Origin of the sequence: Cohnella yongneupensis, assembly GCF_042655785.1 — a bacterium.
In the GTDB taxonomy this organism is placed as follows: domain Bacteria; phylum Bacillota; class Bacilli; order Paenibacillales; family Paenibacillaceae; genus Cohnella; species Cohnella yongneupensis.
The window spans coordinates 14,218-40,385 of sequence record NZ_JBHSNC010000041.1 but is presented as its reverse complement, the minus strand read 5'-3'; the positions used below and the strand labels follow the sequence as shown (position 1 = coordinate 40,385).

Here is a 26,168-nt window from a genome sequence, read left to right as displayed (position 1 = left end):
CGACCGCTGGGAGAGCCCTTTTTTATCGGATCAGAACGGATTCCACTGCAGCTTCATCGCTTCATGATGCCTAGCGGCGACATAGGGCCAATTCACGACGTTCCACCAATCTTTCACGTAACCCGCGCGGTCGTTTTGATGCTTCAAGTAATAGGCGTGCTCCCAGACGTCCAGGGGCAGCAGAGGCACGACATCCCACTGGGACAGGTTCTGATGCTTCTCGGCCGTTAGCACTTCCAGACGGTGGCTTCTCGGGCTCCAGACGAGTATCGCCCAGCCGCCACCCTCGACTTTGTTCGCCGCCTCCGTGAATTGCTTTTTGAACGCCTCATAACTGCCGAAGCTGCGCTCGATGTCTTGCAACAGAAACCCGCTAGGCTTGCCCCCGCCCCTAGGGGACATCGATTCCCAGAAGATCGTGTGCAAGTAATGGCCGGCGCCGTTAAAAGCTAGCTCGCGCTCCCAATGCTTCACGAGGTCGAAATCCCCGGTTTTCCTAGCTTCCGCAAGCTTTGTTTCCGCTTTGTTCAAGCCGTCGACATAGCTCTGATGGTGCTTGTCATGGTGAATTCGCATCGTCTTCTCGTCGATCCACGGTTCAAGCGCTTTATAGGAATAGGGCAGAGGAGGGAGCTTATGGCCGCCGATCGGCACTACGTTGCCCGGCAAAGCCTGATCGCTCATATCGCCCATCGGTTCGCCCGGACTCGGCCGCGAGTATGCATCCGCCGGTTCGGGTCCGCCATAGCCTTCGGGAGTGTCCGTCGACGCCTCTTCGTTGCGCGGCAGCATTTTCGGCAAAACACCTTCGGGCAAAGCGCGAATAGCCTCGCTGTTCGCTTGCAGCAAATGCAGGTGCTGGGCGAACACCCGAGATTGATGCAACGTCTCTTGCACTAGCTGAGGCAAGCGGACGCGCCATTCATCGGCGGAATCCACGGGTCGGTTCTTGTCCGAATTTCGGACTTCTTGCTTGGCCAGCTGCACGATTTCCCGCGTCCGGGCAAAAGCGCTCTCCCAATCGCGGAGCAGTTGAACGTAAGGCGGCTCCAGTTCAGGTATGAGCTCGCGAATCGCCGTCGAATGCTCAAGTTCTTGAAGCTTGCTTGCTATAATGTCGTCCAACAAGCGAATCGGCAAGCGATCACCGTAAGTCGGCAACATGAATAAAACCCCTCCTCGTACGCTACGTTAAGGTCGTCTTCTTACCCAACGTATGCACGGGAGAGGGGTTCTTATGCAAGTTATATCGCCGCTAAGGCGCTGGTATTGGCTTTGGTTATGGCTACGGCGTCGACTTCGTCCAGGAACGCGGTCGTGCGCGCGATATATTCCTCGGGATGCGTCCGGAAAATCATCTCGTGAATCGCGCCGGGCACGATCCACAGTTGCGACAACGCGTTCGTCTGGGCGCGTGCGATGTTCTCGGCCAGGTAGGTCGGCGCTTTGTCGTCCGCGGTCCCGTGAATGAGCAGAATAGGGAAATCGTATGCCGTCGTCTGTACTTGCTCGGACGGAATGTCCGCAAGAGAGGCGCCGCTGACTAGCGGGAAAAACCAGCGGATCAGCGAGACGGACGGGTCTTTCGGTACGTTGATCTGCTTGCGCAAATTATAATAGAGCGTATCGTCGTCAGGGAGGAACGTGCTGTCCAAGATCATCGCGTCGACAGGATCCGATTTCAGAGCGGCTTGCAACGCCGTGCCTGCTCCCATCGAGAATCCCCATACGACGAGCTCGTCGCTGCCTTGGGATCTCGCATATTGGATGGCGCCTAGCAATTGCTCCGATTCTATGCGTCCGCCGGTCGCGGGCGTGTGGTGGGTTTTGCTCGCGAAACCGTAGTCAAACATAAGAACGTTATAGTTCCGAGCGTGAAGCAAGGAAGCGAGGTCGTACATCGGCACCCAGGACTCTTCCCGGTTCGTGCCGTAGCCGTGGCTGAGCACGACCGTCTTGCGGCTGTCCGCCGCGGGTATCCACCAGCCGTCGACTAACGAGTTGTCGTCGATGCTAGGGAACGTAACTTCCGAGTAATCGAGATGGATGGCGAGCTTCGGATTGGAAGCTAGCGGAGCGACATAGGGATGGGCAAGCCGATAGGCCGCGTAACCGTGGAGACCTAATATAATGGCAAGCAGTAGACTGAGCAACACTAAAGAAACATTGAACGCGATGCGCCATGCGCGGTGCGCGGGTCTGCTCTTAGTCGGGGCTAACGGTGCCGGTAGCGTTCCGGCGCCGCCGCCGAGAGGTAGTGGCGTAGACAGTGTTGTCATGATCGATCGCCTCTCTTTGCAAGCGCTTGCTTATCTTTGTACCTTCATCCTAGAATGCCTGCGAGGTAGCGTCAATGCGACGCGGACACTTGTAAGCGCCGCGTAATCAAATTGTAATAAAGCGCTTCCAACATTTACGCGACGGACGGATTGCGTTATACTAGGCGTAACAGGGTTTCATACAATGAAACGTAATAAGAGGAGGTTCGATGACGATGGAAGATGACAAAAAGACGGTTAGAGCCGTCGAGCGGGCGCTGGACGTGCTGCTCTGTTTCGCCGCGAGGAGCGAGTGGGGACTAACGGAAATCGCCGGACGGGTCGGCCTTCACAAAAGTACCGTATTCCGGCTGCTAGCGACACTAGAAGCGCGCGGTTTCGTGAAACGGGACGACGCGACGGAGAAATATAAGCTAGGATTGAGCATACTCGAATTGTCGGCCCATCTATCAGGCTCGGACGATCCTTCCGTCGTTTTGTTGCCGGAGATGGAGCGATTGCGTGACGAGCTTAGCGAGACGGTGAGCCTGTATGTGCGGGACCGATCGGAGAGGGTAAGAATTCAAGCGGTGCAAAGCACGCAGGCGATCCGCCGCGTCGCTACGGTCGGCGCGAGGCTGCCGCTGTCCGTCGGCGCGTCGAGCAAGGTGTTGCTCGCCTTCGCGGAACCGGGCGTACGCAGCATCGTCATGTCCGACCCGTCGTGGCCGGCCGGCCTGCATCGCCAAGCGTTCGCCAAGCAGCTCGACGATATCGTGGCATCCGGCTACGCTACGAGCTTCGAGGAGCGCGAACCGGGGGCGGCCGCCGTATCGGCGCCGATCTTCAACCGCTCGGGCAAGCTTGTCGCGGCGTTGTCGGTGTCCGGACCGTCCAACCGGTTGACGCCCGACAGAATGCACGAGCACGCGCCGGCGATCATGGAATCGGCTAGAAGAATGGGCGCGTTGCTGGGATAAAGGAAAAGCGGAGCCGGAGGGCTCCGCTATTTTTTATGCTGATCCGGGTTCGGGTTTGCCGGAAGGCTCTTCAGGAATTTAACGGCGTCCGCCAGAGTAGCGACCTTCACGAGCTTAGGCGAAAGCTTCAGCTTAGCGACCGTCTCCTCGGCAAGTTTCCAGTTGGAGAAATCTCCGGAGTTCGGAACGAGGAAATAATCGGCGTGCTCGCTGTCCGCTGCCATCAGCTTATAGTTGATGCCGCCGATCTGTCCGACCGAGCCATCTGCGGCAATCGTGCCGGTTCCGGCTATTTTATAACCTTTGGTGAGGTCTTCGTCTGTAAGCTGGGCAATAATCTCGAGCGTCATCATGAGCCCAGCGGATGGCCCTCCGATATCGTTGAAATCGAACTTGACCGGATCGGGCGGCGTAACCTTGAGCACCAGGTCGCGTTGGAAGCCAATTCCGGTACGGCCGTCGTCCAGCTTCATGAGCGGGATCGTCGCTTCGAACGTTTTGTCGTCGCCGCGTTTGCCGGACACTTTCACTTTGTCTCCCGGCTTCTTGCCGGATATGTAATTATAAAACGACTCGAAATTAAGCGTCTCTTTGTCATCGATGCGCGTGATGATATCGCCTTCCTGCAAGCCGCTTTCCCGGGCCTTGGAGCCGGGTAGGAAGCTGACGACGATGACCCCTTGCTCTTCCACCTTGATCGTTTTGTTCATCGTCCGGTAGGCGGCTAGCATCGCGTTATTCTCCGAGCTGTCGCGCATCCAGGCCAGCAAGTTGCGATAGGCGTCCATATTCGTTCGGCCGCCGGTAGCCGTCTGCTCGGATTGGATGTCCAGCCTCGGGCTCAGCTTAGCGTAAAGAAGCGAAAATAAGTTCGGCTTGGATCGCGAAGAGACGGTCGTAAATAAAAATTGGCCTTTCTCGTCGAGCTTGTGGCCGGTTTCCACTCGCGAATGGATCGGTTCGGCGGAGCCGGGGCCAGAAATGACGTACGGCCAAGGTTTTAGGTAAGCGAATAAGTAAAGCGCCACCAGCAATAGGATGAGTAGCGGCTTCCAAGATTGGCGGAACGAAAACTTCTGTCTCGAGGTCAACGGGAATCACTCCTAAGTCGTACGAATCGATGGAAGAGGTCGGTATCATTATAACCTATACGAGCGCGATTACGAAAATACGCCGCGCGCAATAAAGCCCTCCCCGCATCCGGGAACGGATACGGGAAGGGCTTCTTTATGCGGTGCGAAGCTTATGCTTGGATTATGCTTGGCCTGCGAGCATTTGACGCAGAACCGTTTGCAGAATACCGCTGTTACGGTAGTAATCTACGTCGACGAGGGAGTCGAGACGAGCGATCGCTTGGAACTCGAAGGACGTGCCGTCCTCGCGTTTAGCGGTAACCGCGATCAATTGACCCGGTTGAACGTCGTTGGACAGACCGTTGAATGAGAACGTCTCGCGTCCCGTGATTCCGAGCGTTTTCCACGATTGGCCCGGTTGGAATTGCAGCGGCAGAACGCCCATTCCGACGAGGTTAGCGCGGTGAATGCGCTCGAAGCTTTCGGCGATGACCGCTTTGACGCCGAGCAGGAACGTGCCTTTAGCCGCCCAGTCGCGGGAGCTTCCGGTGCCGTACTCTTTGCCTGCGATAACGACGAGGTTCGTGCCCGCATCTTGATATTTCATCGACGCGTCGTAGATGGACATCACTTCGTCCGTCGGCAAGTACGTCGTTACGCCGCCTTCGGTGCCTGGAGCCACTTGGTTGCGGATCCGGATGTTGGCGAACGTACCGCGCATCATCACTTCGTGGTGACCGCGACGGGAGCCGTAGGAGTTGAAGTCTTCTCTCTTAACGCCGTGCTCGAGCAAGTATTTGCCGCCCGGGCTGTCGGCTTTGATGTTACCGGCCGGCGAGATATGGTCGGTCGTTACGGAATCGCCCATAAGAGCGAGTACGCGTGCGCCTTCGATATCGGCGATGTCGCCAGGCTGCGGTGCAAGGCCTTGGAAGAACGGCGGGTTAGCGATGTAGGTCGAATTGTCGTCCCACTCGTAAAGCTCGCCTTTCGGAACCGGAATTTCGTTCCATTGTTGGTTCTGCGTAAACACGTTCTCGTATTTCGCGCGGAACATGGCTGGCGTAAGCGAAGCGCCGACCGCTTGTTGAATCTCTTCGTTCGTCGGCCAAATGTCTTTCAAGTACACCGGTTTATCGTCGTTGTCGTAACCGATCGGATCGTTAGCGAGGTCGATATTGACCGTGCCCGCGAGAGCATAAGCGACGACAAGCGGCGGAGAAGCCAAATAGTTCGCTTTAACTTGGGCATGAACGCGTCCTTCGAAGTTACGGTTACCGGAGATTACGGCAGCTACCGTCATATCGTTGTCGGTGATCGCTTGGCTAACTTCGTCCGGCAATGGACCGGAGTTACCGATACAAGTCGCGCAACCGTAGCCGGCGACGTAGAAACCGATTTTCTCGAGGTATGGAAGCAAGCCTGCTTTAACCAAGTAATCGGTAACGACGAGCGAGCCCGGAGTCAGGGAGCTCTTCACGTAGCCCGGTTTTTTCAATCCGCGTTCGACGGCTTTCTTAGCCACTAGACCCGCGCCCACCATAACGCTCGGGTTGGAGGTGTTCGTGCAGCTCGTGATCGCCGCGATTACGACAGCGCCCGTATCCATCGCGCTAGTCGCGCCGTTTTTGTGTTTAATCGATACGGATTGCGCGATTTTGTCGTCGGAAAGTCCGTAGCCGCCTTTTTCGATCGGGGTGCGGATGATTTCGTTAAATTGTTTCTTCATGTCCGTCAGCTCTACGCGGTCTTGCGGACGTTTCGGGCCGGCAAGGCTCGGAACGATCGTCGACAAGTCGAGTTCGAGGATATCGGAGAACACCGGGTCCGGCGTCGCGTCCGTGCGGAACATGTCTTGCGCTTTGTAGTAGTCGGCGACGAGGGCGATTTGATTGTCTTCGCGGCCCGTCAGGCGCAAGTAGTTAAGCGCCTCTTCGTCGATAGGGAAGAAACCGATCGTCGCGCCGTATTCAGGTGCCATGTTAGCGACCGTAGCGCGGTCTGCAAGGCTGATATTGGAAAGACCAGGGCCGAAGAACTCGACAAATTTGCCGACGACACCTTTTTTGCGAAGCATTTGGGTTACGGTAAGCGCGAGGTCGGTAGCCGTAGCGCCTTCCGCGAGCTTGCCCGTCAGCTTGAAGCCGATAACTTCAGGCATGACGAAGTACAGCGGTTGGCCAAGCATGCAAGCTTCGGCTTCGATACCGCCAACGCCCCAACCTACTACGCCGAGACCGTTGATCATCGTCGTATGGGAGTCGGTACCGACCAAGGAGTCCGGATATACTTCGGTTACGCCGTTTTTCGTTTTCGTTGCCGCAACGGATGCCAGGTACTCAAGGTTAACTTGGTGAACGATACCCGTTCCCGGAGGAACCGCGCGGAAGTTATCGAATGCGGTTTGGGCCCAACGAAGGAAACGGTAACGTTCGCCGTTGCGCTCGAATTCGATGTCCGTGTTCGTCTTAAGCGCTTCGGGCGTGCCGAAAGCGTCAACCATGACGGAGTGGTCGATTACGAGGTCGACCGGAACGAGCGGGTTAATCCGGTTAGGATCGCCGCCGGCTTGTTTAACCGTTTCGCGCATCGCGGCTAGGTCGACTACGACCGGAACGCCGGTAAAGTCTTGCAGTACGATCCGGGCAGGAATGAGCGGGATTTCTTTGTCTTCGCGACCGTTAGCCCAGTTGGCCAACTGCTTGACGTGCTCTTGGGTAATTCCACGGCCGTCGTATTGACGGATTGCGGCTTCCAGCAAAACTTTGATCGAGAACGGGAGTTTGGAGATCGGCCCTACGCCTTGTTCCTCCAACGCTTGCAGACGATAGTAGCGGTATGAGTTACCGGACGACTGAAGGTCTGCTTCAACTTGATACGGCAATTTAGACAATTAAACGCGCCTCCTAACTTTGTTTCATACAGTGAAACACGATTTCAAAATTCAACTCTACAGGTTCAAGTATACTCGTTTAAGCATTTTCCGTAAAGACGTAACGCGCCTATTCCATTAGAATACCGCAGGCGACGCCACTTTCATCCCTGGGCATTCAGGCATTGAAAGCCAACGATGGACATAAAATGTACCGACGCCTCTATGTCTTCATCCGGGAGGGAATGAGCGGTGCCTAATCAAACGCCCAGAGCGGCGGAATGGAAAGACGCGTTGTTCCGTTACGTGAATGCCATGAACGAAGCGGTATTGAGCCGGGACTCGGGCGTGCTGAAGCAGATCGCCGACGTCGGGCAGCGGGACCGGCTCGCCAAGCGGATGCGGGTGACGATATTGCGGGAGAAAAAGTCGGGGATCAAGCCGCTGCATAGCGAAATGCGCACGCGGATCGAAAAGCAACGCGTTAACCAAGGGGAAGCCGTGGTTGAAATCGCGTTGCATACCGTGCGTTCCTTCGAACAAAGCGGACAGCCGTGGCAGGAAGAGCGAGTCGACCGGGAGCGGGTCAAATTCGTTCGCGTAGGGCAAAGCTGGCGGGTGGACTCGGTGTTGCCGCTAGTGTCCGAGTCGCATCCTGAAGTCGACGTCGTCGTCGATCCGGAGCCTCGTCATTATCGCGAGGAAGATCCGGACAGAAGAACGGTTATTCCGTCGCTTCCTTATATGAACCCGAATGCCATGTACGGCTTCAAATCGCGCGTATATGCGGGCGCGGTTGCGGGAGGCGACAATGCGTACGAGTACGCGATGCGCGGAACCCCTTACCGTCGGGAGGCGGCCGTCGCTTACGCGGAAAGATGGTGGAACGAGCCTAACAACGCCTACGAAAATTTCGACGTGAATTGCACGAACTACGTCTCCCAATGCATCTTTGCAGGGGGAGCGCCTATGAACTATACTGGGAGAAGAGAATCGGGCTGGTGGTACAAAGGACGTCAGAACAATCTTGAGCTATGGAGCTACAGCTGGGCGGTGGCGAACGCGCTGCAGCACCATCTGACGCAGCCCCGCGTATACGGTTTGCGCGCGGAGGTCGTTCCGAGAGCGGATATGCTCCAATTGGGAGACGTCGTTTGCTACGACTGGGAAGGGAACGGCAGGTTTCAGCACAATACGATCGTTACGGCGTTTACGCCCGAGGGGATGCCCCTAGTCAACGCGAATACGGTGAGCAGCCGTCATCGCTACTGGGATTATCGCGATTCGTACGCTTGGACGGAGAGGACCCAGTACCGTTTCTTCCATATTACTAATGATATTTGACTCGGAGGTCCTTATGGGGAACAAAATTCGCATCGGTCTTGTATACGGCGGACGTTCGGGCGAACACGAAGTTTCGTTGCAAACAGCGTTGGCGGTGTCCAAAGCATTCGATTACGACAAATACGAACTTATTCCATTCTATATTACGGCGAAGGGACAATGGAGATCCGGTCCCGCGCTGTTGGCGGCGCCTTCCGCGGTGGCGGAATTGCAATTCGCGACGGCAGCGGAGAGCGCGGCCGGGGATGATACCGGTGCACTGAGCGGCGGCGGAAGCGTCGGGAACGCGTTGCTGCCGGTGCTTCAAGGCATTACCGAAACCGCGTTGGTTAGTTCGGGTTCGGACGATGCGGGGACGATCGATGTTATGTTCCCGCTCTTGCACGGTACGTTCGGCGAGGACGGCACGATCCAAGGGCTGTTCGAGATGGCCGGACTGCCTTACGTGGGAGCCGGCGTATTGGCGTCGTCGGTCGGCATGGACAAGGTAGCGATGAAGACGATGTTCGCGCAAGCGGGCTTGCCGCAAGTTGGTTATCGTCACTTCATTAAGCATGCGTGGAAGAAAGATCGGGAGAGCGTGATTCGGAACGTAGAGGAGCTCGGTTATCCGTGCTTCGTCAAGCCGGCGAATCTCGGTTCTAGCGTCGGCGTGTCGAAAGCTCGAAATCGCGACGAGCTCGTGTCGGCGGTCGAAGAGGCTTTGCGGTACGACCGCAAAGTTATCGTAGAGGAGTTCGTCGACGCGCGGGAAATCGAAGTCAGCGTGCTCGGCAACGACGAGCCGCGCGCTTCCGTTCCGGGCGAGATTTGCAGCTCCAATGAGTTTTACGACTATAAGGCGAAATACATCGACGGCAAGTCGGTCATGGTCATCCCCGCGGAAATTCCGCCGGAGACGGCGCAAGCGGTTCGGTCGATGGCTATTCGGGCGTTCCAGTCGATCGACAACTCCGGGCTTTGCCGCGCGGACTTCTTCATGCGCCGAAGCGACGGCGAGCTGTTCATTAACGAAGTGAACACGATGCCGGGCTTCACGCCGTTCAGCATGTACCCGCTCATGTGGAAGGAAACCGGCGTTTCCTATCGCGAGCTGCTCGATACGCTCATCCAACTTGCGATCGAGCGCCACGCCGAGCGCCAATCGCTGGAGTACGGCGGGGAATAAGTTGGCTACATCGACGGAGTGGCGCTTAGGCGCTACTCCGTTTGTGTTTTTGCGGCGATGAGCGCAGCCAATAGCAGGCCAAGCCGCAATAGCGGAACGAGGTTCCGCTATCTCGCAAGCCGATAGCTTCGTACGCGCGAAGCGCCGGAAGCCGGCTCAATAATCCCTTTGCCAACCAGCCCATGCAACAGATCGCGGACAAAACGATCGCTTTTCTCAACCAGCTCGCACGCGTCGCCCGTATTGAAAGGTCTAATCGAACGGGTCGCAAGTCGAACGATTTCCCGTTCATATACGTTTAATCCGCTCAATCGCATTGGATCCTCCCCGTACCAACTTTCGACCATTTTACGGAGCGTGCGTTGGCCGTAACCAGGGTCTTCCTTCAACTTGTCGATCGAAAAACGAAGGATATTCCAGTCGGACAAGAGGATCGCGTTCTGTCGCTCCAACCCGCGGGAGAACGAGTCGCGATCCGCGTCGCGCGCATGGATGCCGAAGCTGTCCGACTCCAAGCAGGTCGCTCGAGGCGAGCGGACATATACGAGATCCATAAAATAGTGATTGCCCTCATCGTCGACGAATTCGAACTCCGGCACCAAATGATCGAAATTCCCGAATACCGGCCACCATGCCTGCTGCAACAGCAATTTTTCCCCGTATCCATGTCCTTTCATGAGCCGCCTCAACCTTTCTCCGCTAGCCGCCGCCCGTTGCTCCTTCAGCCAGTAATCATATGCCGTCTCGAATTTACTCACCCGACAACTCCTCCCCAGGACAAAAAATAACCGCCTAACCCCGGGTGCGAGGATAGACGGTGTGCTTCACACGTATGCAAATATTATAGAGCCCGCGTTGCAATTAAGGCAAGCCGGGGATGCAATCTCCGCCCCCGGAACGTTATAATGGTATCATCCAGATTTTCAAGGAGGACGATCCCTGATGGGCTTCCAAACCGAATTCAATTCCGTCTGCAAATTCAAGTCGGACGGCGAGCTGTACGAGTTGCTCGAATACGGCCGCGGCAAAATGGTCAAAAAACATTTCCGCATTTTCCCGACCGGGCAGAAGGTCATAGCATACGCGCCGGACAATACGGCGGTCGCCATCGTGCGCATTCTCGCGTCGATCGCGGAAAGAAATTTTCAAGGCGAAGAAGTGACGCAAGTCGAGATGGAGCTGATCCGTCGGTTGACGCCCGATGAATCCCGCGTTCAAACGGCGCTCGCTTATGAAATGTTTTTCGGCGATAAAGAGCAAGCTTAGTAAGGTAGACGACTAAGCTTGGAGGAAGGCAGCATGATCGTAAGGTTCGGATTCGTCGCTATGTCGGTACAATTAGAAGATGCTTCGCCTTCTCGCACGATGACGATGGCGACGTTCTCCAAGCTCGCGGACCGCGAAGCGGCGTTGCGCCGGCTGGAATTGATCGCGGAGCAAAACTTGCATAACACGCTAAAGCTTCTTAAGCATTGCCGGTACATGGGCGTGAAGCTTTACCGCATGACCTCGAAGATTATTCCTCTAGCCACGCATGAACAGCTGAAAGACTGGGATCCCTACCCTGCGCTCGCGCGGGGCTTCGCGGATGTCGGTTCTTTCGCGCGGGAACACGGCATTCGCGTATCGTTCCACCCGGACCATTTCACCGTGCTTAGCACGCCACGCGAAGAAGTGTATCGCAATTCGATCATCATGCTCGATTACCACGTGCGCATGCTGGAGGCGATGGGGCTCGACGATCGGGCGACGTGCAATATTCATATCGGAGGAAGCTATGGCGACAAGCCGACTTCCGGACAGCGATTTATATCGCAGTTCAACAGCATGGACGATCGCCTGAAGCACCGAATTACGTTGGAAAACGACGATAAAACGTTCACCGCGCTCGAGACGCTGCGAATAAGCGAGCAGGTCGGCGTCCCGATGGTTCTCGATATCCATCATCATGCGGTTAACCCGGGGAACGAGGAAGCGGAGGCGCTGTGGCCCGACATATTGCGCACGTGGGAACGGTCGAGCTGGAACTCCCGCAACGGAGTGACGATGGGCGATCCGCATTGGCTTCCGCCGAAGCTTCACGTCTCAAGCCCGAAGAGCGTCTCCGACCCGCGCGGGCACGCGGACTACGTGGACCCGCAGCCGCTACTGGCTTTCCTGTACGCGATCGCCGGTTCCACCTCCGCTGTGGACGTCATGATCGAAGCGAAGCGCAAAGACGAATCGCTTCTCAAGCTGATGGATGATTTTCGCGAGGCGGAAGCCTCGGGCGCACCTATACGCGTCATTGATGGCGGTAGCGTAGAGGTGCTCAGTTAAGCGTTTACACGAAATGTGGGACAACTGTTGCAATCCCGACTCAAATGCGTTACGTTGGAAAATGCAGGGGCGTTCTACCAGTAAAATGGCGGTCGATCAAGGCTGCCGCTGGCACGGCGCTTCTATTTTCGGCGAGGGGGAAATTGAGCGAATGAGTGGATTGCTGCAAGGGAAAAATATCGTAGTTATGGGCGTCGCGAACGAACGGAGCATTGCCTGGGCCATCGCCCAATCGCTTGCGTCGCAAGGCGCGAGATTGATCTTTACATACGAGAGCGAACGCGTCGAAGAACGCGTGCGCAAGCTGGCGGATACGATACCCGGCTCTCTGACGCTGCTCTGCAACGTGGCCGTCGACGAAGATATCGAAGGCTTGGCTCACCGGCTTCAAGAAGAAGTAGGCATCGTGCACGGACTGGCGCATTGCATCGCGTTCGCGAAAGCGGAAGAGCTGGACGGCATGTACGTCGACACTTCCCGCGCGGGCTTCGCGCTCGCGCACGACATCAGCGTGTACTCGCTTACGGCGGTCGCGCAGCGGCTGCATCCGCTCATGACCGAAGGCGGCAGTATCGTCACGCTAACGTACCTCGGCGCGCAGCGCTCGCTCAAAAACTACAACGTCATGGGTGTCGCCAAAGCCGGACTCGAAGCTTCCGTCCGCTACTTGGCAAGCGATCTCGGACCGCAACAAATTCGCGTCAACGCGATTTCCGCGGGACCTATCCGTACGCTCGCGGCCAAAGGCATCGCGGGTTTCAACACGATCCTCAAGCAAGTCGAGGAGAAAGCTCCGCTTCGTCGCAACACGGAAGCCGCCGAAGTCGGCGACACCGCGCTTTTCCTCATGAGTAACTGGGCACGCGGAATAACGGGCGAAGTACTGTACGTGGATAATGGGTATAATACGGTTGGGATCTAACATCCTGGCACATACAATCCTATAGAGAACCCGATTGGATAAAGTTCTCGAGAACTTTATCCAATCGGGTTATTTTGCGTCGTCTTTATTCGCAATTATATGAATTACATTCCCGAGAAACGGGCGATGGTAAATAATCTTAAATATTAGTATAATTGGTCGTCTAATGTATGCTTATTATAGTATGCAGCTTAAAAGCGGCTAATTATGTTAAATTATCCGACCGGCAGCAACCATAAGGCATGTTTTTCGTATATGCTTAAGGAGAAAGAATGGTTTATTTAATCATGAACTATATGAATAGAGGGATAGTTGATGGATACCAACCTGCAGCCAAATAGCACGATCGGCGGCAAAAGCTATACGGCCGTCGCGATCAATTGCGCGGCGAAAGCCGGGGAATGGATCAAGAGTAAAATAGGCAACTTCACGCAGCTGGATACGAAATATTCAATGCACGATTTGGTGACGGAAGTAGATAAGGGATCGGAAAGGATGATCCGCAACTTGGTCGGGACGCACTTCCCGCACCATGCGTTCCTCGGCGAAGAAGGCGTAGAGCCGGGGCCGGAAGCTGCGGCGAAAGCTATTCGGGATATGGGCGACGAGGAGTATTTGTGGATCGTCGACCCTGTCGACGGCACGACGAACTTCGTGCACGGGTTCCCGTTCTATTCCATCTCGATCGCGTTAGCTCATCGCGGACAGGTTATCGTCGGCGTCGTGTACGATCCGTCCAGGGATGAGTTGTTCGTGGCGGAACGAGGCAAGGGCGCCTATGTCCATGGACGCGCCATGAGAGTGTCGCCGGAGCCTGCGCTTAGCCATAGCTTGATCGCCACCGGATTTCCCGCCGATCATCACGTAGCGTTGCCGGCGAACTTAAGAGAGATCCGGGCGCTCGCGCCCAAGGTGCGCAATTTGCGCTCAGGAGGATCAGCAGCGTTGCATCTCGCGTACGTGGCGGCAGGCAGGCTCAGCGGCTTCTGGGAGCACAATCTGAGCGCATGGGACATCGCGGCAGGCGCGCTCCTCGTTGAGGAAGCGGGAGGGCGCATGTCGGATATGTCCGGAGAGCCTTATCATCTTGGCGTCAGGAACGTGGCAGCGACGAACGGGTCAATCCATGACGAGCTGATAAGCGAGCTCAGAGCCGCCAACGGGTAATCGAACGAACGAAAGAAGCATCCGGAAACCGCGCTAAGCCAGGCGAAGGCTCCGGATGCTTTTTTGTCATGACAGCTGTGGAAGCTTTCCCGTAAGAGGGAAGGCTTCTTTTTTCGCGTTGGGGATGTATACTGTAACTTATCGGTTCAACGGAAGTCCTCATTCATCTTGGATATTGGAGCGTGAAGCGCGATGTGGATCGCGGTAGTGGCATTAGTATTAATCGGAATCGTATCGGCCGTATTCGGAAGCATCGTCGGGCTTGGCGGCGGGGTTATTATCGTGCCCGTCTTGGTGTTGCTCGGCGAGCCGATGCTGGGAGATCCGGTAACTTCGCAAGTTGCGGTGGGGACATCTCTCGCCGTACTCATCTTTACGGCTTTATCGGCTACGTATACTTACCATAAGCAAGGCAAGGTCGATTTTCGCACGGGATGGTTGTTCTTCGCGACGAGCGGCCCGGCGGCGATGGTCGGGGCGCAGCTGACGAACGGAATCAAGCAGGGGCCTTTCCAGTTATCATTCGGCTTGTTCATGTTGGTCATGTTCGGGCTAATGATGGCGAGAGAAAAGCTGAAACCGCTGAACGTCAAATGGGCGATCGAGCGCAAGTTCACCGATGGCGCGGGCAAAGTGCATACGTACGGCTATAACGTGACGCTCGCGTTGATCATCGGATGCGCGGTCGGAATATGCTCGGGGTTGTTCGGGATCGGCGGAGGATCGCTGTTTGTGCCGTTGATGGTACTGTTATTCCGGTTTCCGCCGCACGTGGCGACGGCGACTTCGATGTTCGTTATTTTGCTGTCGTCGTTCCTTGGCAGCGGGGTACATGCTTGGCACGGCAATATCGACTGGGTACTGTTCTCGGCGCTAGCTCCCGGAGCAATCGTCGGCGGACGGATCGGAGCGGTGATCGCCTCCAAGCTTAGCGGCAAACAGCTGCTTTGGCTGCTTAGAACGACTTTGTTGGCGATGGCGATTTACCTTATTATTCAAGGAATTAGGGAAATATAACGAGGCGAAGGGGGCGAGAGTAATGGAGCACGATGACAAAGACAATCAATCAAAAGAGGCGGAAGCGTTGTTAGCCGAGCGGTTGACCGAAGGACAGCAGGGAGTCGGGGCGCCCGAGGTCGAAGCGGTGAAGGTGCTGTCGCCCCGGTGGGAAATTCGCGTTCAGGCCGAGCGGGATCCCGTTGTGGAAGAAACGAAGCTATACAGGGCTATGGCGGACGAAGTCGACGGAAGATATGACGGCAAATTAGACGGCAAATAAGAAAAGGGCAATCCAGCGGCTTCCGCCGGGGATTGCCCTTTTCTTACGTTATTTCGCCGGCAATTGGCCGTACAGCCCGCCGTCCGCGAACAGCGCGGATTGAAGGTCTTCCCAGCCCGTCAAGTTGTCGTCCACCGTAAGCAGCGTAATCTCCGAGAATTGCTCTGCGAACTGCTCGGTTACCGACGCGAACCTAGGGCGATAAAAGTGCTGGGCCGCAAGCGTCTGCGCTTGCTCCGTGAACAAGAAATCGGCGTAGCCGTTCGCTGCTTCGCGGGCGCCTTTGGCATCGGCGTTGGCGTCTACGACGGAGACGATCGGCTCGACCGCGAGCGTCACGGAAGGGACGACGACATCGACCTTGCCTTTTCCCTCGGCGTTGGAGACCCGAAGCGCGTTGCTCTCGGTCGTTACCCAGACGTCGCCTTTATTGTCGTTAAGGAATGCCGTTTCGGCGGAAGCGTCATCCTGCGCGAGTACGGCAACGCGCTCGTGGAAGCTCGTGACGTACGCTTTAGCGGCTTCTTGGTCCTCCGGGGATTGATCCAGCGAGACAGCCCATGGTGCCGCATAATACCAACGGGCATCCGAGTACGTCGCGGGGTTCGCCACGACGACTTGGGCGTCGGATTGAACGAGATCGTCCCATTCCGCGATCGCTTTCGGGTTGCCCGTACGAACGACGAACGCTACGGCCGTCTCGAACGGCGAGCTGTTATAATCGTAACGCTGCTGCCAGCCTTCCCCGATCTTTCCTTTTGCCTGTATAGCATCAATATCGATTCCGACTCCCAAAGTGACGAGGTCCGCTTGAATCGTTCCGTCAATGACCGCTGTTTCTTGAGCGGAGGAGTTCCCCGCCGATTGCTCGACCTCTGCCGACTGTCCCGTGCGTTCTTTCCAATAGGGAACGAACGCGCCGTCGATGGCTTTGAACAGCTCGGCCGTACCGTCCGATACCGCATTAACCAGATGAACGGGCTTAGTATAATCGGACGTCGGAGAGGCTTCTTCCCCGCCCGCCGACTTCGAGTCGTTGCCGCCGGAGCAAGCGGTAACCGTTAGGACCGTAAACGTTAGCAAGCCGGCAAAGATGGAACGCGCGCGTATTTCGCGTAGACGTTGATACATGTAAATTCCCCTTTTCGAAAAATATTTTGTTAATCCGATAGAAATAATTGGATTTATGATAGGAAAATCATAACAGCGAAATAAATTGACTGTCAACGATTAATTCATAGTTGACAACTCGGATTAGTGTGGAATATGATGGAGTCATTCAAATGGATTGCGCCAAAGCGCCGACCGGTACACCGGAGGCCTCGGTTCCAAGATCGCGTTCCCCTTCTATCGGGGCATGCGTCGGAGTCGAGGCCTTTTGCGTACCGCGAGATTACATCCAATACCCAAAGGAGAGTCATTCGCATGAAAAAGCCGATTCGCCTCATCTTGTTCATCGCATTCGCCTTTATCCTATCTTCGACTACCGTGTTCGGAGCCGTAACGAAAAAGACAGAGAAAAAGAGCGTCACCCTGCTTAATGTCTCCTATGATCCGACCCGCGAGCTTTACGTAGCTTACAATGCCGCATTCGCGAAGTACTGGCAGAAGAAAACCGGCCAGACCGTTACGATCAAACAATCGCATGGCGGTTCCGGGGCTCAAGCCCGCTCGGTCATCGACGGTTTGGAAGCCGACGTCGTGACGTTGGCGCTGGAATACGACGTATCCGCGATCGAAGCGAAAGGGCTTATCGCCAAAGGTTGGCAGAAGCGTCTAGCCAACAATAGCGCGCCTTACAAATCGACAATCGTCTTCCTCGTACGCAAAGGGAATCCGAAGAACATCAAAGACTGGAACGATCTCGTTAGATCCGACGTGAGCGTCATTACTCCGAATCCGAAGACGTCCGGCGGCGCGCGTTGGAACTTCCTGGCGGCTTGGGGCTATGCGCTCGAGCATAACGCCAATAGCGAAGCCAAAGCTTCGGACTTCGTGAAGAAGCTGTTCGCTAACGTACCGGTATTGGATACTGGGGCGCGCGGTTCGACGAACACGTTCGTGGAAAAAGGAATCGGCGACGTCTTGATCGCATGGGAGAACGAAGCGTACTTGTCCAAGAAGGAGTACGGCGACAAGTTCGAAATCGTCACCCCTTCGCTGAGCATTTTGGCCGAGCCGACCGTAGCGGTCGTAACGAAGAACGTTAACAAGCACGATACGCGTCAAGTGGCTACCGCTTACCTCGACTATTTGTACACGGAAGAAGGCCAACGGATCGCAGCCAAAAACTTCTACCGTCCGATTAACGCCAAAGTAGCCAAAGAATTCGAGAAAAACTTCCCTAAACTGAATCTCATCACGATCGACAAGTTCGGCGGATGGGATAAGGCGCAAACGAAATTTTTCGCGGACAACGGCGTGTTCGACCAAATTTATATTAAAAAATAATTTCAGAAGACGAGGGGAAATCCACTATGACGACAACGCGTATCCGTTCAACATTCGGCAAAGGAGCTTTATTCGCGGCAGCGGCGCTGACGGCGGTTCAAATCGCCAGCTTCGGCCCGGCAACACAAGCCCACGCGGCTACGCCAACCATCGGCGTTTCCGTCGACGGCATAGCTCAGACTGGTTGGAAAGTAAAGACGATCCAGCAAACCGAATTCGTTCCCGTCAGACTGCTGGCTGCGGCGATCGGTGCCTCCGTCGCGTGGGATGAATCGACAAGCACGGTTTCGCTAACGCAAGGCACCCGCGTCGTCAAGCTGACGAACGGCTCCAAAGCCGCTTCCGTGAACGGAAAACAAACGCAGCTTAAGTTCGCCCCGGTCGAAAAGTCCAACACGCTGTATGTACCTGCGGTAGCCGTCGGCCAGCTGTTCGGCGCCGACGTGGCGGAAGATATCGCAGCTTCCAAGCTCAACATCGTGCCGAAGCTTCACCCTTATGCGGATGGGAACAAGCAAGGTTATCTCAACGTATTCGGAGAAGCGGTCATCGCGGCTAAATACGAAGCGGCGAACGGCTTCAGCGAAGGACTTGCGATCGTTAAACAAGACGGGAAATACGGATACATCAACGCGTTGGGAGAAGCGGTTATTCAACCGCAGTTCGACGAAGCGTACGATTTCTCCGACGGGTTGGCTCTAGTGGATAAAGCAGGCGTCTCCACTTACATTAACGTCAAAGGAGAAACCGTTCTTTCTCCTTCCGGCTACGACGAGCTGTACGATTTCTCCGAAGGGCTCGCTCTCGTAAGAAAAGGAGATTTGTTCGGCTACATCGATCATACGGGCAAAGAAGTCATTCCGGCGCAATTGGAAGACGCGTTCTATTTCTCCGAAGGCGTGGCAGCGGTTCAGATCGAGGGACGATACGGGTACATCGACCGTACGGGGAACGTCGTCATTAAGGCCGTCTATCAGAGCGCTTCCGATTTCGAAGCCGGCTTAGGCTTGGTGCAGTCGGAAGGCGAGAACGGCGAAGGCTCGTTCGGCTTCATCGACCTGAACGGAAAAGCGAGCATCGCGACAGCCTATGCGAAAGCTTTCTCATTCAGCGAAGGAGTGGCCGCGGTAGAGGGAGACGATACGTTCTTCTATGTAAATTCGATAGGCGAGAACGTTCTGCAAACCGCGTATGAGGACGTAGGCAGCTTCCATGAAGGATTGGCCTCGTTCGAGGACAACGGCAGATACGGCTACATCGATCGCAACGGCAAAGTCGTTATCGCCGCGAAGTACGACTCGGCCGGCGATTTCAATAAAGGCTATGCGGTCGTAGAGACCGGCGCGGGATCTTTCCTGATCAATGCTCAGGGCGTAATCGTCGCGGAAGCTCCTTAAGTAACCAATAAAATGAAAAGACCGGCTATCCGGCGGACGATCGCGTCCGCGGGAATAGCCGGTCTTTATTGTTTATATGGCGGCGAAGGCCGATTGCGCGGCGGCAATCGTCTCGTCGATGTCGGCGTCCGTATGCGCGGTCGTCAGGAACCACGCCTCGTACTTGGAAGGAGCAAGGTAAATGCCTTGGTCGAGCATGAGCCGGAAGAAGCGGGCGAATTGCTCGCCGTCCGTATCCTGCGCCTCGTCGTAATTCGTGACCGGATGATCGCAGAAGTGCGTCGAGAACGCGCCCGCGATCCGGTTAATCGTGATCGGAACGCCATTCTTGTCGGCGGCGTTTTGCAACCCGTCGATGAGCCGGATCGCTTGACGCTCCATTTGCTCGTATACGCCTGGCGTTTGAAGCACTTCCAAGCAAGCGATTCCCGCCAGTACCGAAGCCGGGTTGCCGGCCATTGTGCCCGCTTGATAGGCGGGTCCGAGCGGCGCGACTTTCTCCATCACTTCCGCGCGTCCGCCATAAGCGCCGATCGGCAAGCCGCCTCCGATGATTTTGCCTAGCGCGGTCAAGTCCGGCCGAATCGCGTCTTGTTCGGGGAAGGCGGAGAACGTCTGAGCCGAACCGTAGTGGAAGCGAAAGGCGCATATGACTTCGTCATAGATGACGAGCGCACCTGCCATGCGACTTAGCTTGCACAATCCCTCGAGGTAGCCTTCATGCGGCATAACCATGCCGAAGTTGCCGACGATCGGTTCGACCATGACCGCGGCTACTTCATCGCCCCAACGCTCAAGCGCTTGCTTTAAGCCGTCCAAATCGTTAAACGGCACCGTAATGACTTCGCTCGCGATGCTGGCCGGTACGCCCGCGCTATCGGGTATGCCGAGCGTCGAAGGGCCGGAGCCGGCAGCCACTAGCACGAGGTCGGAGTGGCCGTGATAACAACCGGCGAACTTAATGATCTTATTGCGGCCGGTATAGGCTCTGGCGACGCGAATCGTCGTCATGACCGCCTCCGTGCCGGAATTGACGAACCGGACTTTATCCATGGACGGTATAGCCTTCTTCAGCATTTCCGCCAACCGGATTTCGTGCTCGGTCGCCGTACCGTACAGCGTGCCGTTCGTCGCCGCTTGCACGATTGCCTTTGTAACGTGCGGATGAGCATGTCCGGTAATGATGGGGCCGAACGCCGCCAAGTAATCGATGTACTTATTGCCGTCGACGTCCCAGAAATAAGCGCCTTCCCCGCGCTGCATGAAGACGGGCGCCCCGCCGCCCACCGCTTTGAATGATCGGGACGGACTATTCACGCCTCCGACGATATGTTGCTTGGCTTCTTCGTATAGTTGCGCCGATCTGACGCGTTGATGCTGTTGCGACATTGCTTTTATTCTCCTCCCGCGCTGCCCGATGGCGAAGACGACGGCGTCGGCGACGGTGTTGCCGCCGTTACGCTCGTATCTTTGTCCAGCGTCAGTTGCACGAACGCTTTAAGCGCTTCTTTGTCTTTGATGGCGAGCACCGACGATCCTCCAACTTTCTCGTCGGCTAAGAGCTCGTTCGGCGGTGCTTGGACAGAGCCGGCTTGGTGCGATTTGTAGCCGAGTCTCGAGAGCTTCAAAATATCGCCCGACGACATGTTCGTCTCGATATACGGGGTCACTTTGCCCAAAATATCCGGCAGCTTGACCAGATTCCAGCCGGACTGCATTTTGTCGGCGATCGCCTTGAGTAATTCGCGTTGCCGACCTGTACGAGTGAAATCCGATAGTCTGTCGTGGCGGAATCGTGCGTATTGCAGCGCTTTGTCTCCGTCGAGATGCTGGAACCCTTTTTTCAAATTGATATCGTACTTGTGTTCGTCCGCGGAATCCGACCAATGCATGTCCTTCTCCACGTAGAAGTCCACGCCGCCGATCGCGTCCACTAGCTTAATGAATCCTTGGAAATCGACATACACGTAATATTGAATATCGAGGCCGAGCATGTTGCCGATCGTTAGCATCGATAAATTCGGACCGCCAAGCTGTAGCGCCGAATTCGCCCGGTTGTTCTTATAGCCGGGGATATCGACGTACGTATCCCGGAGGACGGAGAAAAGGTGAATCGTCTTAAGCTTCGGATCGATCGACGCGACGAGCATCGAGTCCGACCGCGCGGTTTCGTCTTCCCGAAGTCCGCGTTCGTCTCCGCCCATAAGCAAAATATTGACGCGCTCGGAGCCTTCCCATTCTGGCGGCTTCTCTTCGGCTTTCTCCTCGAACTTCCCGAAACGGGACTCTTCCTTCGATTTGTGAGCGCTGCTAAGCTCGTCGTTGAACCGATATACCCACCATCCGACGAAGCAAAAAGCGATGAACAGCACGCTTAGGAAGCCGAATAGCGTATATCTCCATTTTTTTGACATCTGCTTGTCCCTCTTCGTTGTGCAATGGCCTCGCTTGTTCTATTGGAGGCGTCATTGTATGCTGAATCGAACGTGATGTAAGATAACATCATAGAAATTATAAAGTTTCATGAGCGGGACAAGCAAGTTTCGCCGGGAGGTAGTTATGTTAGCCATCGAAGTGAACGAGCTGAGAAAGCAGTTCAAAGTGCAAAAAAACCGCGAAGGCGTGAAGGGCGCGCTCAAAGATTTGTTCAAGCGCGAGCATACGGAAGTGACCGCGGTCAAAGATATCAGCTTCCAAATTCCGCAAGGCGAAATTTGCGGTTATATCGGGGAGAACGGAGCGGGCAAATCGACGACGATCAAAATGCTGACCGGCATTCTCGTTCCGACGTCGGGCAAGCTGCTCGTTAACGGATACGTACCTTATAAAGACCGGGAGACGTTCGTGCGCGGCATCGGCGTCGTATTCGGACAGCGCAGCCAGCTTTGGTGGGACATTGGCGTAATCGAGTCGTTCCGTCTGCTCCGCAAAGTGTACCGCGTCGGCGAGACGGACTTCCGCCGCCGGCTGGACGAGCTGGTCGAGACGCTTCATTTGCAGGAGCTGCTTAACCGTCCGGTCCGCAAGCTCAGTCTCGGACAGCGCATGCGCTGCGAACTCGTTGCGGCGTTGCTGCATAACCCGTCCATCGTATTCCTGGACGAGCCTACGATCGGTCTCGATATCGTGGTGAAGACGGAAATTCGCGAGTTTTTGAAGCGGATGAACCGCGAACACGGCACGACGATTTTGTTGACGACGCACGATTTGCAAGACATCGAAGCGCTTTGCTCCCGTGTCATTATGCTGGACGACGGACGCATTATTTATGACGGCGGACTGGAAGAGTTGAAGACGCGATGGGGCAAGGGGCGCGAGGTCCAGTTCCAATTCAATGATCCGGTTACGCTGGCGGCGATGAACGGATTGACGAACGGACTGGAAGTTCGCTGGTCGCTAGAAAACGATCAGACCGCCAAAGTGTGGCTTCCTCGCGAAATGAACGTGTCCGAGGTGTTGTCGCGCGTCGTCGGCGCATCGATGGACATTAGCGATATTAAAATTTTCGAGACGAACACCGACGAAATCGTGCGCGAAATTTACCAATCGGGAAGCGCGGACAAGCCTAAAGAAGTAGAAGCAGCCGTGCAAACGCCGGAATCGGAGAAGACGGAAGCGGGGGCGGGCACCCGTGGCTAGCGCCTATCTCGAGCTCGTCCGCATTCGTTTCCTCATGATGCTCGCGTATCGGGTGAACTACTATAGCGGAATTATTATTTACGCGATCAACATCGGCGCGTATTACTTTCTGTGGAAGGCGATCTACGGCGATGCGGATACGCTCGCGGGCTTTACGGTCGCCCAGATGACGACTTACGTGGCGGTATCCTGGATGGCGCGCGCTTTCTACTTCAACAACCTGGACCGGGAAATCTCGAACGATATCCGGGACGGCAGCTTGGCGGTTCAGATGACGCGTCCGTACAACTATTTGCTCGTGAAAATGATGCAAGGGTTCGGCGAAGGCTTGTTCCGGTTCAGCTTGTTCATGATCCCGGGGATGATCGTCGTGTCGCTCATCTTTCCGATTTCGTTCCCGAGCGATCCGATGCGGTACGTCGTATTTTTCATCATGCTTTGGTTCAGCTTCCTCATCAACTCGCAACTGAATATTATGACCGGGTTGTTCGCGTTTTTCGTGGAAAATAACGAAGGCATGATGCGGTTGAAGCGGGTCATGATCGATTTGTTGTCGGGCGTTTTGCTGCCGATTGCCTTCTTCCCGCTGTGGGCGAGATCCGTGCTCGACTGGTTGCCGTTCCCCGCGATCACTTACTTGCCGAGCTCCGTGTTCACGGAACGGTTGAACGGCGCGGAAGTGTGGCAAGCGCTGCTCGTGCAAGTCATTTGGTTCGTCGTGTTAATAGTACCGATAATGGCGATGTGGCGTTCGGCGCGCCGCAGGCTGTTCGTGCAAGGAGGGTGAGCGGATCATGAATTTCACGATGTCATTGTTCCGGGAATATATAGCGAACTATTTGAAAACAAAGCTGACCTACCGCACCGACTTCTGGGTGGAGGTTCTGTCCGACTTGATGTTCAGCGCGATGAACTTGATCTTCATCTTCATCGTGTTCGAGCATACGCCGGCTCTTGGCGACTGGAGCGAGGCGGAAGTCGTCTTCGTGTACGGTTACTTCATGATCGCCTTCGGCGTGTTCAGCACGTTCTTTAACTTGTGGAACTTCAGCGAGCGGTACATCGTCAAGGGCGAGATGGACCGGGTGCTGACCCGTCCCGCGCATTCGCTAACCCAAATCATGCTGGAAAACGTAGACCCGCCGTCGATCGTCGGCGCGTTCGTCGGCTTGGCGATCATGTGCACGGCTTGGGGGACGCTCGATCTGTCGTTCGATTGGTACGATCCGATCATGCTGATCGTAATGGTACTCGGTTCGGTACTCATCTATGCTGGGCTGTATACGACGCTGGCGGCGATCTCGTTCTATTCGGACGCGCCGACAGGCATCGTACCGCTCATGTTCAATATTCAGAACTACGGCCGTTACCCGGTTCAAATTTATAACAAGGGCATTCGCTTCCTGCTCACTTGGCTGCTGCCGTTCGCGTTCGTCGGCGTCTACCCGGCGTCGTTCTTCCTCGACCGGCACCGTGATTTGACGATGTCGCTGCTCACGCCGGTCGTCGGCATCGTCGTCGCGGCGATCGGCCTCGGCGTCTGGAATCGCGGCGTCCGTAGGTACCGCGGCGCGGGGAGTTAGAGGGGAGAGACCCCAATAATCGCGCCGAACGGGAACTTGGAGTAACCTGTTTTAGCGCTACTGCTCACCATAACCGTGTAACTGCGCCTAATAGCAACAATCGCTCTTACCGCGTACTTGGAGTAACCGGGTTTTGCATAGCGGCATTGTATGCCGTTATTGGGCGGAATGTTAGTCATTCTTGCGCGATAACGGCACGCGATGCCGCTAGTTCTGTCCTGAGCGGCGTAATCGCGCGAATACTCGAAATTTTACGGCATCGATTGCCGCTATCACTTGCTCCAACGCTATTCCCTGCGAAATAGCGGCACCGCATGCCGGTCGGGCAATGCGGTGAACGAATAGGATGCGCCGTAAACTCCATGTATCCTCCTTACTCGCAACTACCGCGCACTTGGAGTAACCGGGTTTTGCATAGCGGCATTGTATGCCGTTATTGGGCGGAATGTTAGTCATTCTTGCGCGATAACGGCACGCGATGCCGCTAGTTCTGTCCTGAGCGGCGTAATCGCGCGAATACTTGGAATATTACGGCATCGATTGCCGCTATCACTTGCTCCAACGCTATTCCCTGCGAAATAGCGGTACCGCATGCCGGTCGGGCAATGCGGTGAACGAATAGGATGCGCCGTAAACTCCATGTATCCTCCTTACTCGCAACTACCGCGCACTTGGAGTAACCGGGTTTTGCATAGCGGCATTGTATGCCGTTATTGGGCGGAATGTTAGTCATTCTTGCGCGATAACGGCACGCGATGCCGCTATTTCTGTCCTGAGCGGCGTAATCGCGCGAATACTCGAAATTTTACGGCATCGATTGCCGCTATCTCAGGCTCAGATGCCATCTCTCGCGTAATTGCGGCATCATATGCCGTTATGGCAAATACAGATATGCTGCTTTGCTTGTGAGACGATAGCTGCGAACGCGAACATGCCCGCCCGCGGCTTCGAGAAGCCCAACCGCTAACATGTCGTGCAACAAATCGCGCGCATGCCGATCGCGTATGCCCAATTGCTCACATACTTCTTTTGGCGTAAACGCCCGCTGCAACCGGTGCCCAAGCCGCAAGATCTCACGTTGTTTGAGTGTCAGAGCGATTTGTTCGCCGCCAGCTTGAGTCCCATACAACTTCCCCATCACCTGGAGCACGAACTGCTGGACTTGCTTCGGTCGTTCGCGGATGGCGTCCAAATTTAGTCGGAAGACGGTCCATCCGTCCAGTACGAGTTGGTTTTGACGGTCGCAGTTGTAGTTGTGGGTGCGTCGGGTGACGTTTTTGGCGTGCGAGCTGAAGTCGTCGACTTCCCAGTTAACGCAGTACGGTGGACGCAAATAAGCGAAATCAAGATAGAAGTTGCCGTTCATGTAGCTACGTACCTCGTACTCCGCATGGAGATCGTCGAAGCTGCCGATGGCCGGAAACCACACTTCCTCCAGGAACAGGCGCTCGTTATGCGCATGCCCTTCGACTAAACGACGCAGCGCCTCGCCGGTTAAGCCTCCTTTTTGCTTTTCCAACCATTCTTCATAACGAGTCTCGAACAAATCGATCTCTCCTTTAACGAACGCAAAAACACCGCACCTTCCCGATTCGGGACGATGCGGTGTTCTTCACGCGCCAACTTATAAGGACAGTCTATCGAAGACCGGCCGAAATGTCCATGCAACATTTTCATGCGCGCGTAACGATCATGCCCACGTATCGTTCATGTCCA

At 55.6% G+C, this 26,168-nt stretch carries 23 protein-coding genes; 14 read left to right on the top strand and 9 right to left on the bottom strand.

The features are described 5' to 3' along the window. Nucleotides 1-30: 30 nt before the first annotated feature. Both ACFPQ4_RS13050 and ACFPQ4_RS13045 read right to left on the bottom strand, forming a co-directional pair. Nucleotides 31-1,164 (bottom strand): superoxide dismutase, encoded by a 1,134-nt coding sequence (locus ACFPQ4_RS13050; protein ID WP_378112303.1) that lies wholly within the window; start codon nucleotides 1,162-1,164, stop codon nucleotides 31-33. An 80-nt stretch (nucleotides 1,165-1,244) separates the two neighbouring features. After that, nucleotides 1,245-2,279 (bottom strand): alpha/beta hydrolase, encoded by a 1,035-nt coding sequence (locus ACFPQ4_RS13045; protein WP_378112302.1) that lies wholly within the window; start codon nucleotides 2,277-2,279, stop codon nucleotides 1,245-1,247. 215 nt (nucleotides 2,280-2,494) lie between these two features. Here ACFPQ4_RS13045 and ACFPQ4_RS13040 point away from each other — a divergent pair, with 215 nt between their 5' ends. After that, nucleotides 2,495-3,238 carry an IclR family transcriptional regulator gene (locus ACFPQ4_RS13040; RefSeq protein WP_378112301.1) on the top strand — a complete coding sequence of 248 codons (744 nt, stop codon included), beginning with the start codon at nucleotides 2,495-2,497 and terminating at the stop codon, nucleotides 3,236-3,238. 26 nt (nucleotides 3,239-3,264) lie between these two features. Here the strand turns inward: ACFPQ4_RS13040 and ACFPQ4_RS13035 are convergent, their stop codons facing one another. Beyond that, entirely contained in the window at nucleotides 3,265-4,329 is a 1,065-nt protein-coding gene (locus ACFPQ4_RS13035) for a SepM family pheromone-processing serine protease (RefSeq protein WP_378112300.1), read from the bottom strand. A gap of 163 nt (nucleotides 4,330-4,492) precedes the next feature. After that, nucleotides 4,493-7,204 (bottom strand): aconitate hydratase AcnA, encoded by a 2,712-nt coding sequence (gene acnA / locus ACFPQ4_RS13030; RefSeq protein ID WP_378112299.1) that lies wholly within the window; start codon nucleotides 7,202-7,204, stop codon nucleotides 4,493-4,495. Nucleotides 7,205-7,435: 231 nt separating this feature from the next. Between acnA and ACFPQ4_RS13025 the strand changes: the two genes are divergently transcribed. Beyond that, nucleotides 7,436-8,527, top strand: coding sequence for an amidase domain-containing protein (locus ACFPQ4_RS13025; RefSeq protein WP_378112298.1), 1,092 nt, complete (start codon nucleotides 7,436-7,438; stop codon nucleotides 8,525-8,527). A gap of 13 nt (nucleotides 8,528-8,540) precedes the next feature. Next, nucleotides 8,541-9,695, top strand: coding sequence for a D-alanine--D-alanine ligase (locus ACFPQ4_RS13020; protein ID WP_378112297.1), 1,155 nt, complete (start codon nucleotides 8,541-8,543; stop codon nucleotides 9,693-9,695). 107 nt (nucleotides 9,696-9,802) lie between these two features. Here ACFPQ4_RS13020 and ACFPQ4_RS13015 read toward each other — a convergent pair whose 3' ends face one another. Further along, complete coding sequence (locus tag ACFPQ4_RS13015; RefSeq protein ID WP_378112296.1) at nucleotides 9,803-10,453, bottom strand: DNA-binding response regulator; 651 nt, start codon at nucleotides 10,451-10,453, stop codon at nucleotides 9,803-9,805. A 184-nt stretch (nucleotides 10,454-10,637) separates the two neighbouring features. On the opposite strand from ACFPQ4_RS13015, the gene ACFPQ4_RS13010 reads away from it, so the two are divergent. From ACFPQ4_RS13010 to ACFPQ4_RS12985, 6 genes are all read left to right on the top strand, one after another. Further along, nucleotides 10,638-10,961: a hypothetical protein gene (locus tag ACFPQ4_RS13010; protein ID WP_378112295.1), complete on the top strand. Its 324-nt coding sequence runs from the start codon at nucleotides 10,638-10,640 to the stop codon at nucleotides 10,959-10,961. 33 nt (nucleotides 10,962-10,994) lie between these two features. Next, nucleotides 10,995-12,014 carry a UV DNA damage repair endonuclease UvsE gene (gene uvsE, locus ACFPQ4_RS13005; protein ID WP_378112294.1) on the top strand — a complete coding sequence of 340 codons (1,020 nt, stop codon included), beginning with the start codon at nucleotides 10,995-10,997 and terminating at the stop codon, nucleotides 12,012-12,014. A gap of 151 nt (nucleotides 12,015-12,165) precedes the next feature. Next, nucleotides 12,166-12,936: an enoyl-ACP reductase FabI gene (fabI, locus tag ACFPQ4_RS13000; RefSeq protein ID WP_378112293.1), complete on the top strand. Its 771-nt coding sequence runs from the start codon at nucleotides 12,166-12,168 to the stop codon at nucleotides 12,934-12,936. A gap of 315 nt (nucleotides 12,937-13,251) precedes the next feature. Next, a complete protein-coding gene (locus tag ACFPQ4_RS12995; protein ID WP_378112292.1) occupies nucleotides 13,252-14,103 on the top strand; it encodes an inositol monophosphatase family protein in 852 nt (283 codons plus the stop codon). A gap of 192 nt (nucleotides 14,104-14,295) precedes the next feature. Next, nucleotides 14,296-15,120: a sulfite exporter TauE/SafE family protein gene (locus tag ACFPQ4_RS12990; protein ID WP_378112291.1), complete on the top strand. Its 825-nt coding sequence runs from the start codon at nucleotides 14,296-14,298 to the stop codon at nucleotides 15,118-15,120. A gap of 22 nt (nucleotides 15,121-15,142) precedes the next feature. Next, nucleotides 15,143-15,382 (top strand): hypothetical protein, encoded by a 240-nt coding sequence (locus ACFPQ4_RS12985; protein ID WP_378112290.1) that lies wholly within the window; start codon nucleotides 15,143-15,145, stop codon nucleotides 15,380-15,382. Between the two features lie 48 nt (nucleotides 15,383-15,430). Here ACFPQ4_RS12985 and ACFPQ4_RS12980 read toward each other — a convergent pair whose 3' ends face one another. After that, nucleotides 15,431-16,513 (bottom strand): sulfate ABC transporter substrate-binding protein, encoded by a 1,083-nt coding sequence (locus ACFPQ4_RS12980; protein WP_378112289.1) that lies wholly within the window; start codon nucleotides 16,511-16,513, stop codon nucleotides 15,431-15,433. A gap of 294 nt (nucleotides 16,514-16,807) precedes the next feature. On the opposite strand from ACFPQ4_RS12980, the gene ACFPQ4_RS12975 reads away from it, so the two are divergent. Beyond that, nucleotides 16,808-17,833 (top strand): sulfate ABC transporter substrate-binding protein, encoded by a 1,026-nt coding sequence (locus ACFPQ4_RS12975; protein ID WP_378112288.1) that lies wholly within the window; start codon nucleotides 16,808-16,810, stop codon nucleotides 17,831-17,833. Nucleotides 17,834-17,859: 26 nt separating this feature from the next. Further along, nucleotides 17,860-19,230, top strand: coding sequence for a WG repeat-containing protein (locus ACFPQ4_RS12970; protein WP_378112287.1), 1,371 nt, complete (start codon nucleotides 17,860-17,862; stop codon nucleotides 19,228-19,230). A gap of 72 nt (nucleotides 19,231-19,302) precedes the next feature. On the opposite strand, the gene ACFPQ4_RS12965 is transcribed toward ACFPQ4_RS12970, so the two are convergent. Further along, nucleotides 19,303-20,619, bottom strand: coding sequence for a glutamate-1-semialdehyde 2,1-aminomutase (locus tag ACFPQ4_RS12965; protein WP_378112286.1), 1,317 nt, complete (start codon nucleotides 20,617-20,619; stop codon nucleotides 19,303-19,305). A gap of 5 nt (nucleotides 20,620-20,624) precedes the next feature. Beyond that, nucleotides 20,625-21,644 carry an LCP family protein gene (locus ACFPQ4_RS12960; RefSeq protein WP_378112285.1) on the bottom strand — a complete coding sequence of 340 codons (1,020 nt, stop codon included), beginning with the start codon at nucleotides 21,642-21,644 and terminating at the stop codon, nucleotides 20,625-20,627. Nucleotides 21,645-21,789: 145 nt separating this feature from the next. On the opposite strand from ACFPQ4_RS12960, the gene ACFPQ4_RS12955 reads away from it, so the two are divergent. The 3 genes from ACFPQ4_RS12955 to ACFPQ4_RS12945 are packed head-to-tail and all read left to right on the top strand — an operon-like array spanning nucleotide 21,790 to nucleotide 24,452. Continuing rightward, nucleotides 21,790-22,869, top strand: coding sequence for an ABC transporter ATP-binding protein (locus ACFPQ4_RS12955; RefSeq protein ID WP_378112284.1), 1,080 nt, complete (start codon nucleotides 21,790-21,792; stop codon nucleotides 22,867-22,869). Further along, nucleotides 22,862-23,656, top strand: a complete 795-nt coding sequence (locus ACFPQ4_RS12950) for an ABC transporter permease (RefSeq protein WP_378112283.1) — start codon at nucleotides 22,862-22,864, stop codon at nucleotides 23,654-23,656. The genes ACFPQ4_RS12955 and ACFPQ4_RS12950 overlap by 8 nt, the downstream gene beginning before the upstream one ends. Before the next feature lie 7 nt (nucleotides 23,657-23,663). Continuing rightward, nucleotides 23,664-24,452 (top strand): ABC transporter permease, encoded by a 789-nt coding sequence (locus ACFPQ4_RS12945; protein ID WP_378112282.1) that lies wholly within the window; start codon nucleotides 23,664-23,666, stop codon nucleotides 24,450-24,452. An 874-nt stretch (nucleotides 24,453-25,326) separates the two neighbouring features. Here ACFPQ4_RS12945 and ACFPQ4_RS12940 read toward each other — a convergent pair. Next, a complete protein-coding gene (locus tag ACFPQ4_RS12940) occupies nucleotides 25,327-25,998 on the bottom strand; it encodes a DNA-binding response regulator (protein WP_378112281.1) in 672 nt (223 codons plus the stop codon). Nucleotides 25,999-26,168: the final 170 nt, after the last annotated feature.

What these genes read in the sequence shown, in the direction of transcription:
- ACFPQ4_RS13050 (WP_378112303.1), bottom strand. Translation starts at nt 1,164, where the DNA reads ATGTTGCCGACTTACGGTGATCGCTTGCCGATTCGCTTGTTGGACGAC.
- ACFPQ4_RS13045 (WP_378112302.1), bottom strand. Translation starts at nt 2,279, where the DNA reads ATGACAACACTGTCTACGCCACTACCTCTCGGCGGCGGCGCCGGAACG.
- ACFPQ4_RS13040 (WP_378112301.1), top strand. Translation starts at nt 2,495, where the DNA reads ATGGAAGATGACAAAAAGACGGTTAGAGCCGTCGAGCGGGCGCTGGAC.
- ACFPQ4_RS13020 (WP_378112297.1), top strand. Translation starts at nt 8,541, where the DNA reads ATGGGGAACAAAATTCGCATCGGTCTTGTATACGGCGGACGTTCGGGC.
- ACFPQ4_RS13010 (WP_378112295.1), top strand. Translation starts at nt 10,638, where the DNA reads ATGGGCTTCCAAACCGAATTCAATTCCGTCTGCAAATTCAAGTCGGAC.
- uvsE (WP_378112294.1), top strand. Translation starts at nt 10,995, where the DNA reads ATGATCGTAAGGTTCGGATTCGTCGCTATGTCGGTACAATTAGAAGAT.
- fabI (WP_378112293.1), top strand. Translation starts at nt 12,166, where the DNA reads ATGAGTGGATTGCTGCAAGGGAAAAATATCGTAGTTATGGGCGTCGCG.
- ACFPQ4_RS12995 (WP_378112292.1), top strand. Translation starts at nt 13,252, where the DNA reads ATGGATACCAACCTGCAGCCAAATAGCACGATCGGCGGCAAAAGCTAT.
- ACFPQ4_RS12990 (WP_378112291.1), top strand. Translation starts at nt 14,296, where the DNA reads ATGTGGATCGCGGTAGTGGCATTAGTATTAATCGGAATCGTATCGGCC.
- ACFPQ4_RS12985 (WP_378112290.1), top strand. Translation starts at nt 15,143, where the DNA reads ATGGAGCACGATGACAAAGACAATCAATCAAAAGAGGCGGAAGCGTTG.
- ACFPQ4_RS12980 (WP_378112289.1), bottom strand. Translation starts at nt 16,513, where the DNA reads ATGTATCAACGTCTACGCGAAATACGCGCGCGTTCCATCTTTGCCGGC.
- ACFPQ4_RS12975 (WP_378112288.1), top strand. Translation starts at nt 16,808, where the DNA reads ATGAAAAAGCCGATTCGCCTCATCTTGTTCATCGCATTCGCCTTTATC.
- ACFPQ4_RS12970 (WP_378112287.1), top strand. Translation starts at nt 17,860, where the DNA reads ATGACGACAACGCGTATCCGTTCAACATTCGGCAAAGGAGCTTTATTC.
- ACFPQ4_RS12965 (WP_378112286.1), bottom strand. Translation starts at nt 20,619, where the DNA reads ATGTCGCAACAGCATCAACGCGTCAGATCGGCGCAACTATACGAAGAA.
- ACFPQ4_RS12960 (WP_378112285.1), bottom strand. Translation starts at nt 21,644, where the DNA reads ATGTCAAAAAAATGGAGATATACGCTATTCGGCTTCCTAAGCGTGCTG.
- ACFPQ4_RS12955 (WP_378112284.1), top strand. Translation starts at nt 21,790, where the DNA reads ATGTTAGCCATCGAAGTGAACGAGCTGAGAAAGCAGTTCAAAGTGCAA.
- ACFPQ4_RS12945 (WP_378112282.1), top strand. Translation starts at nt 23,664, where the DNA reads ATGAATTTCACGATGTCATTGTTCCGGGAATATATAGCGAACTATTTG.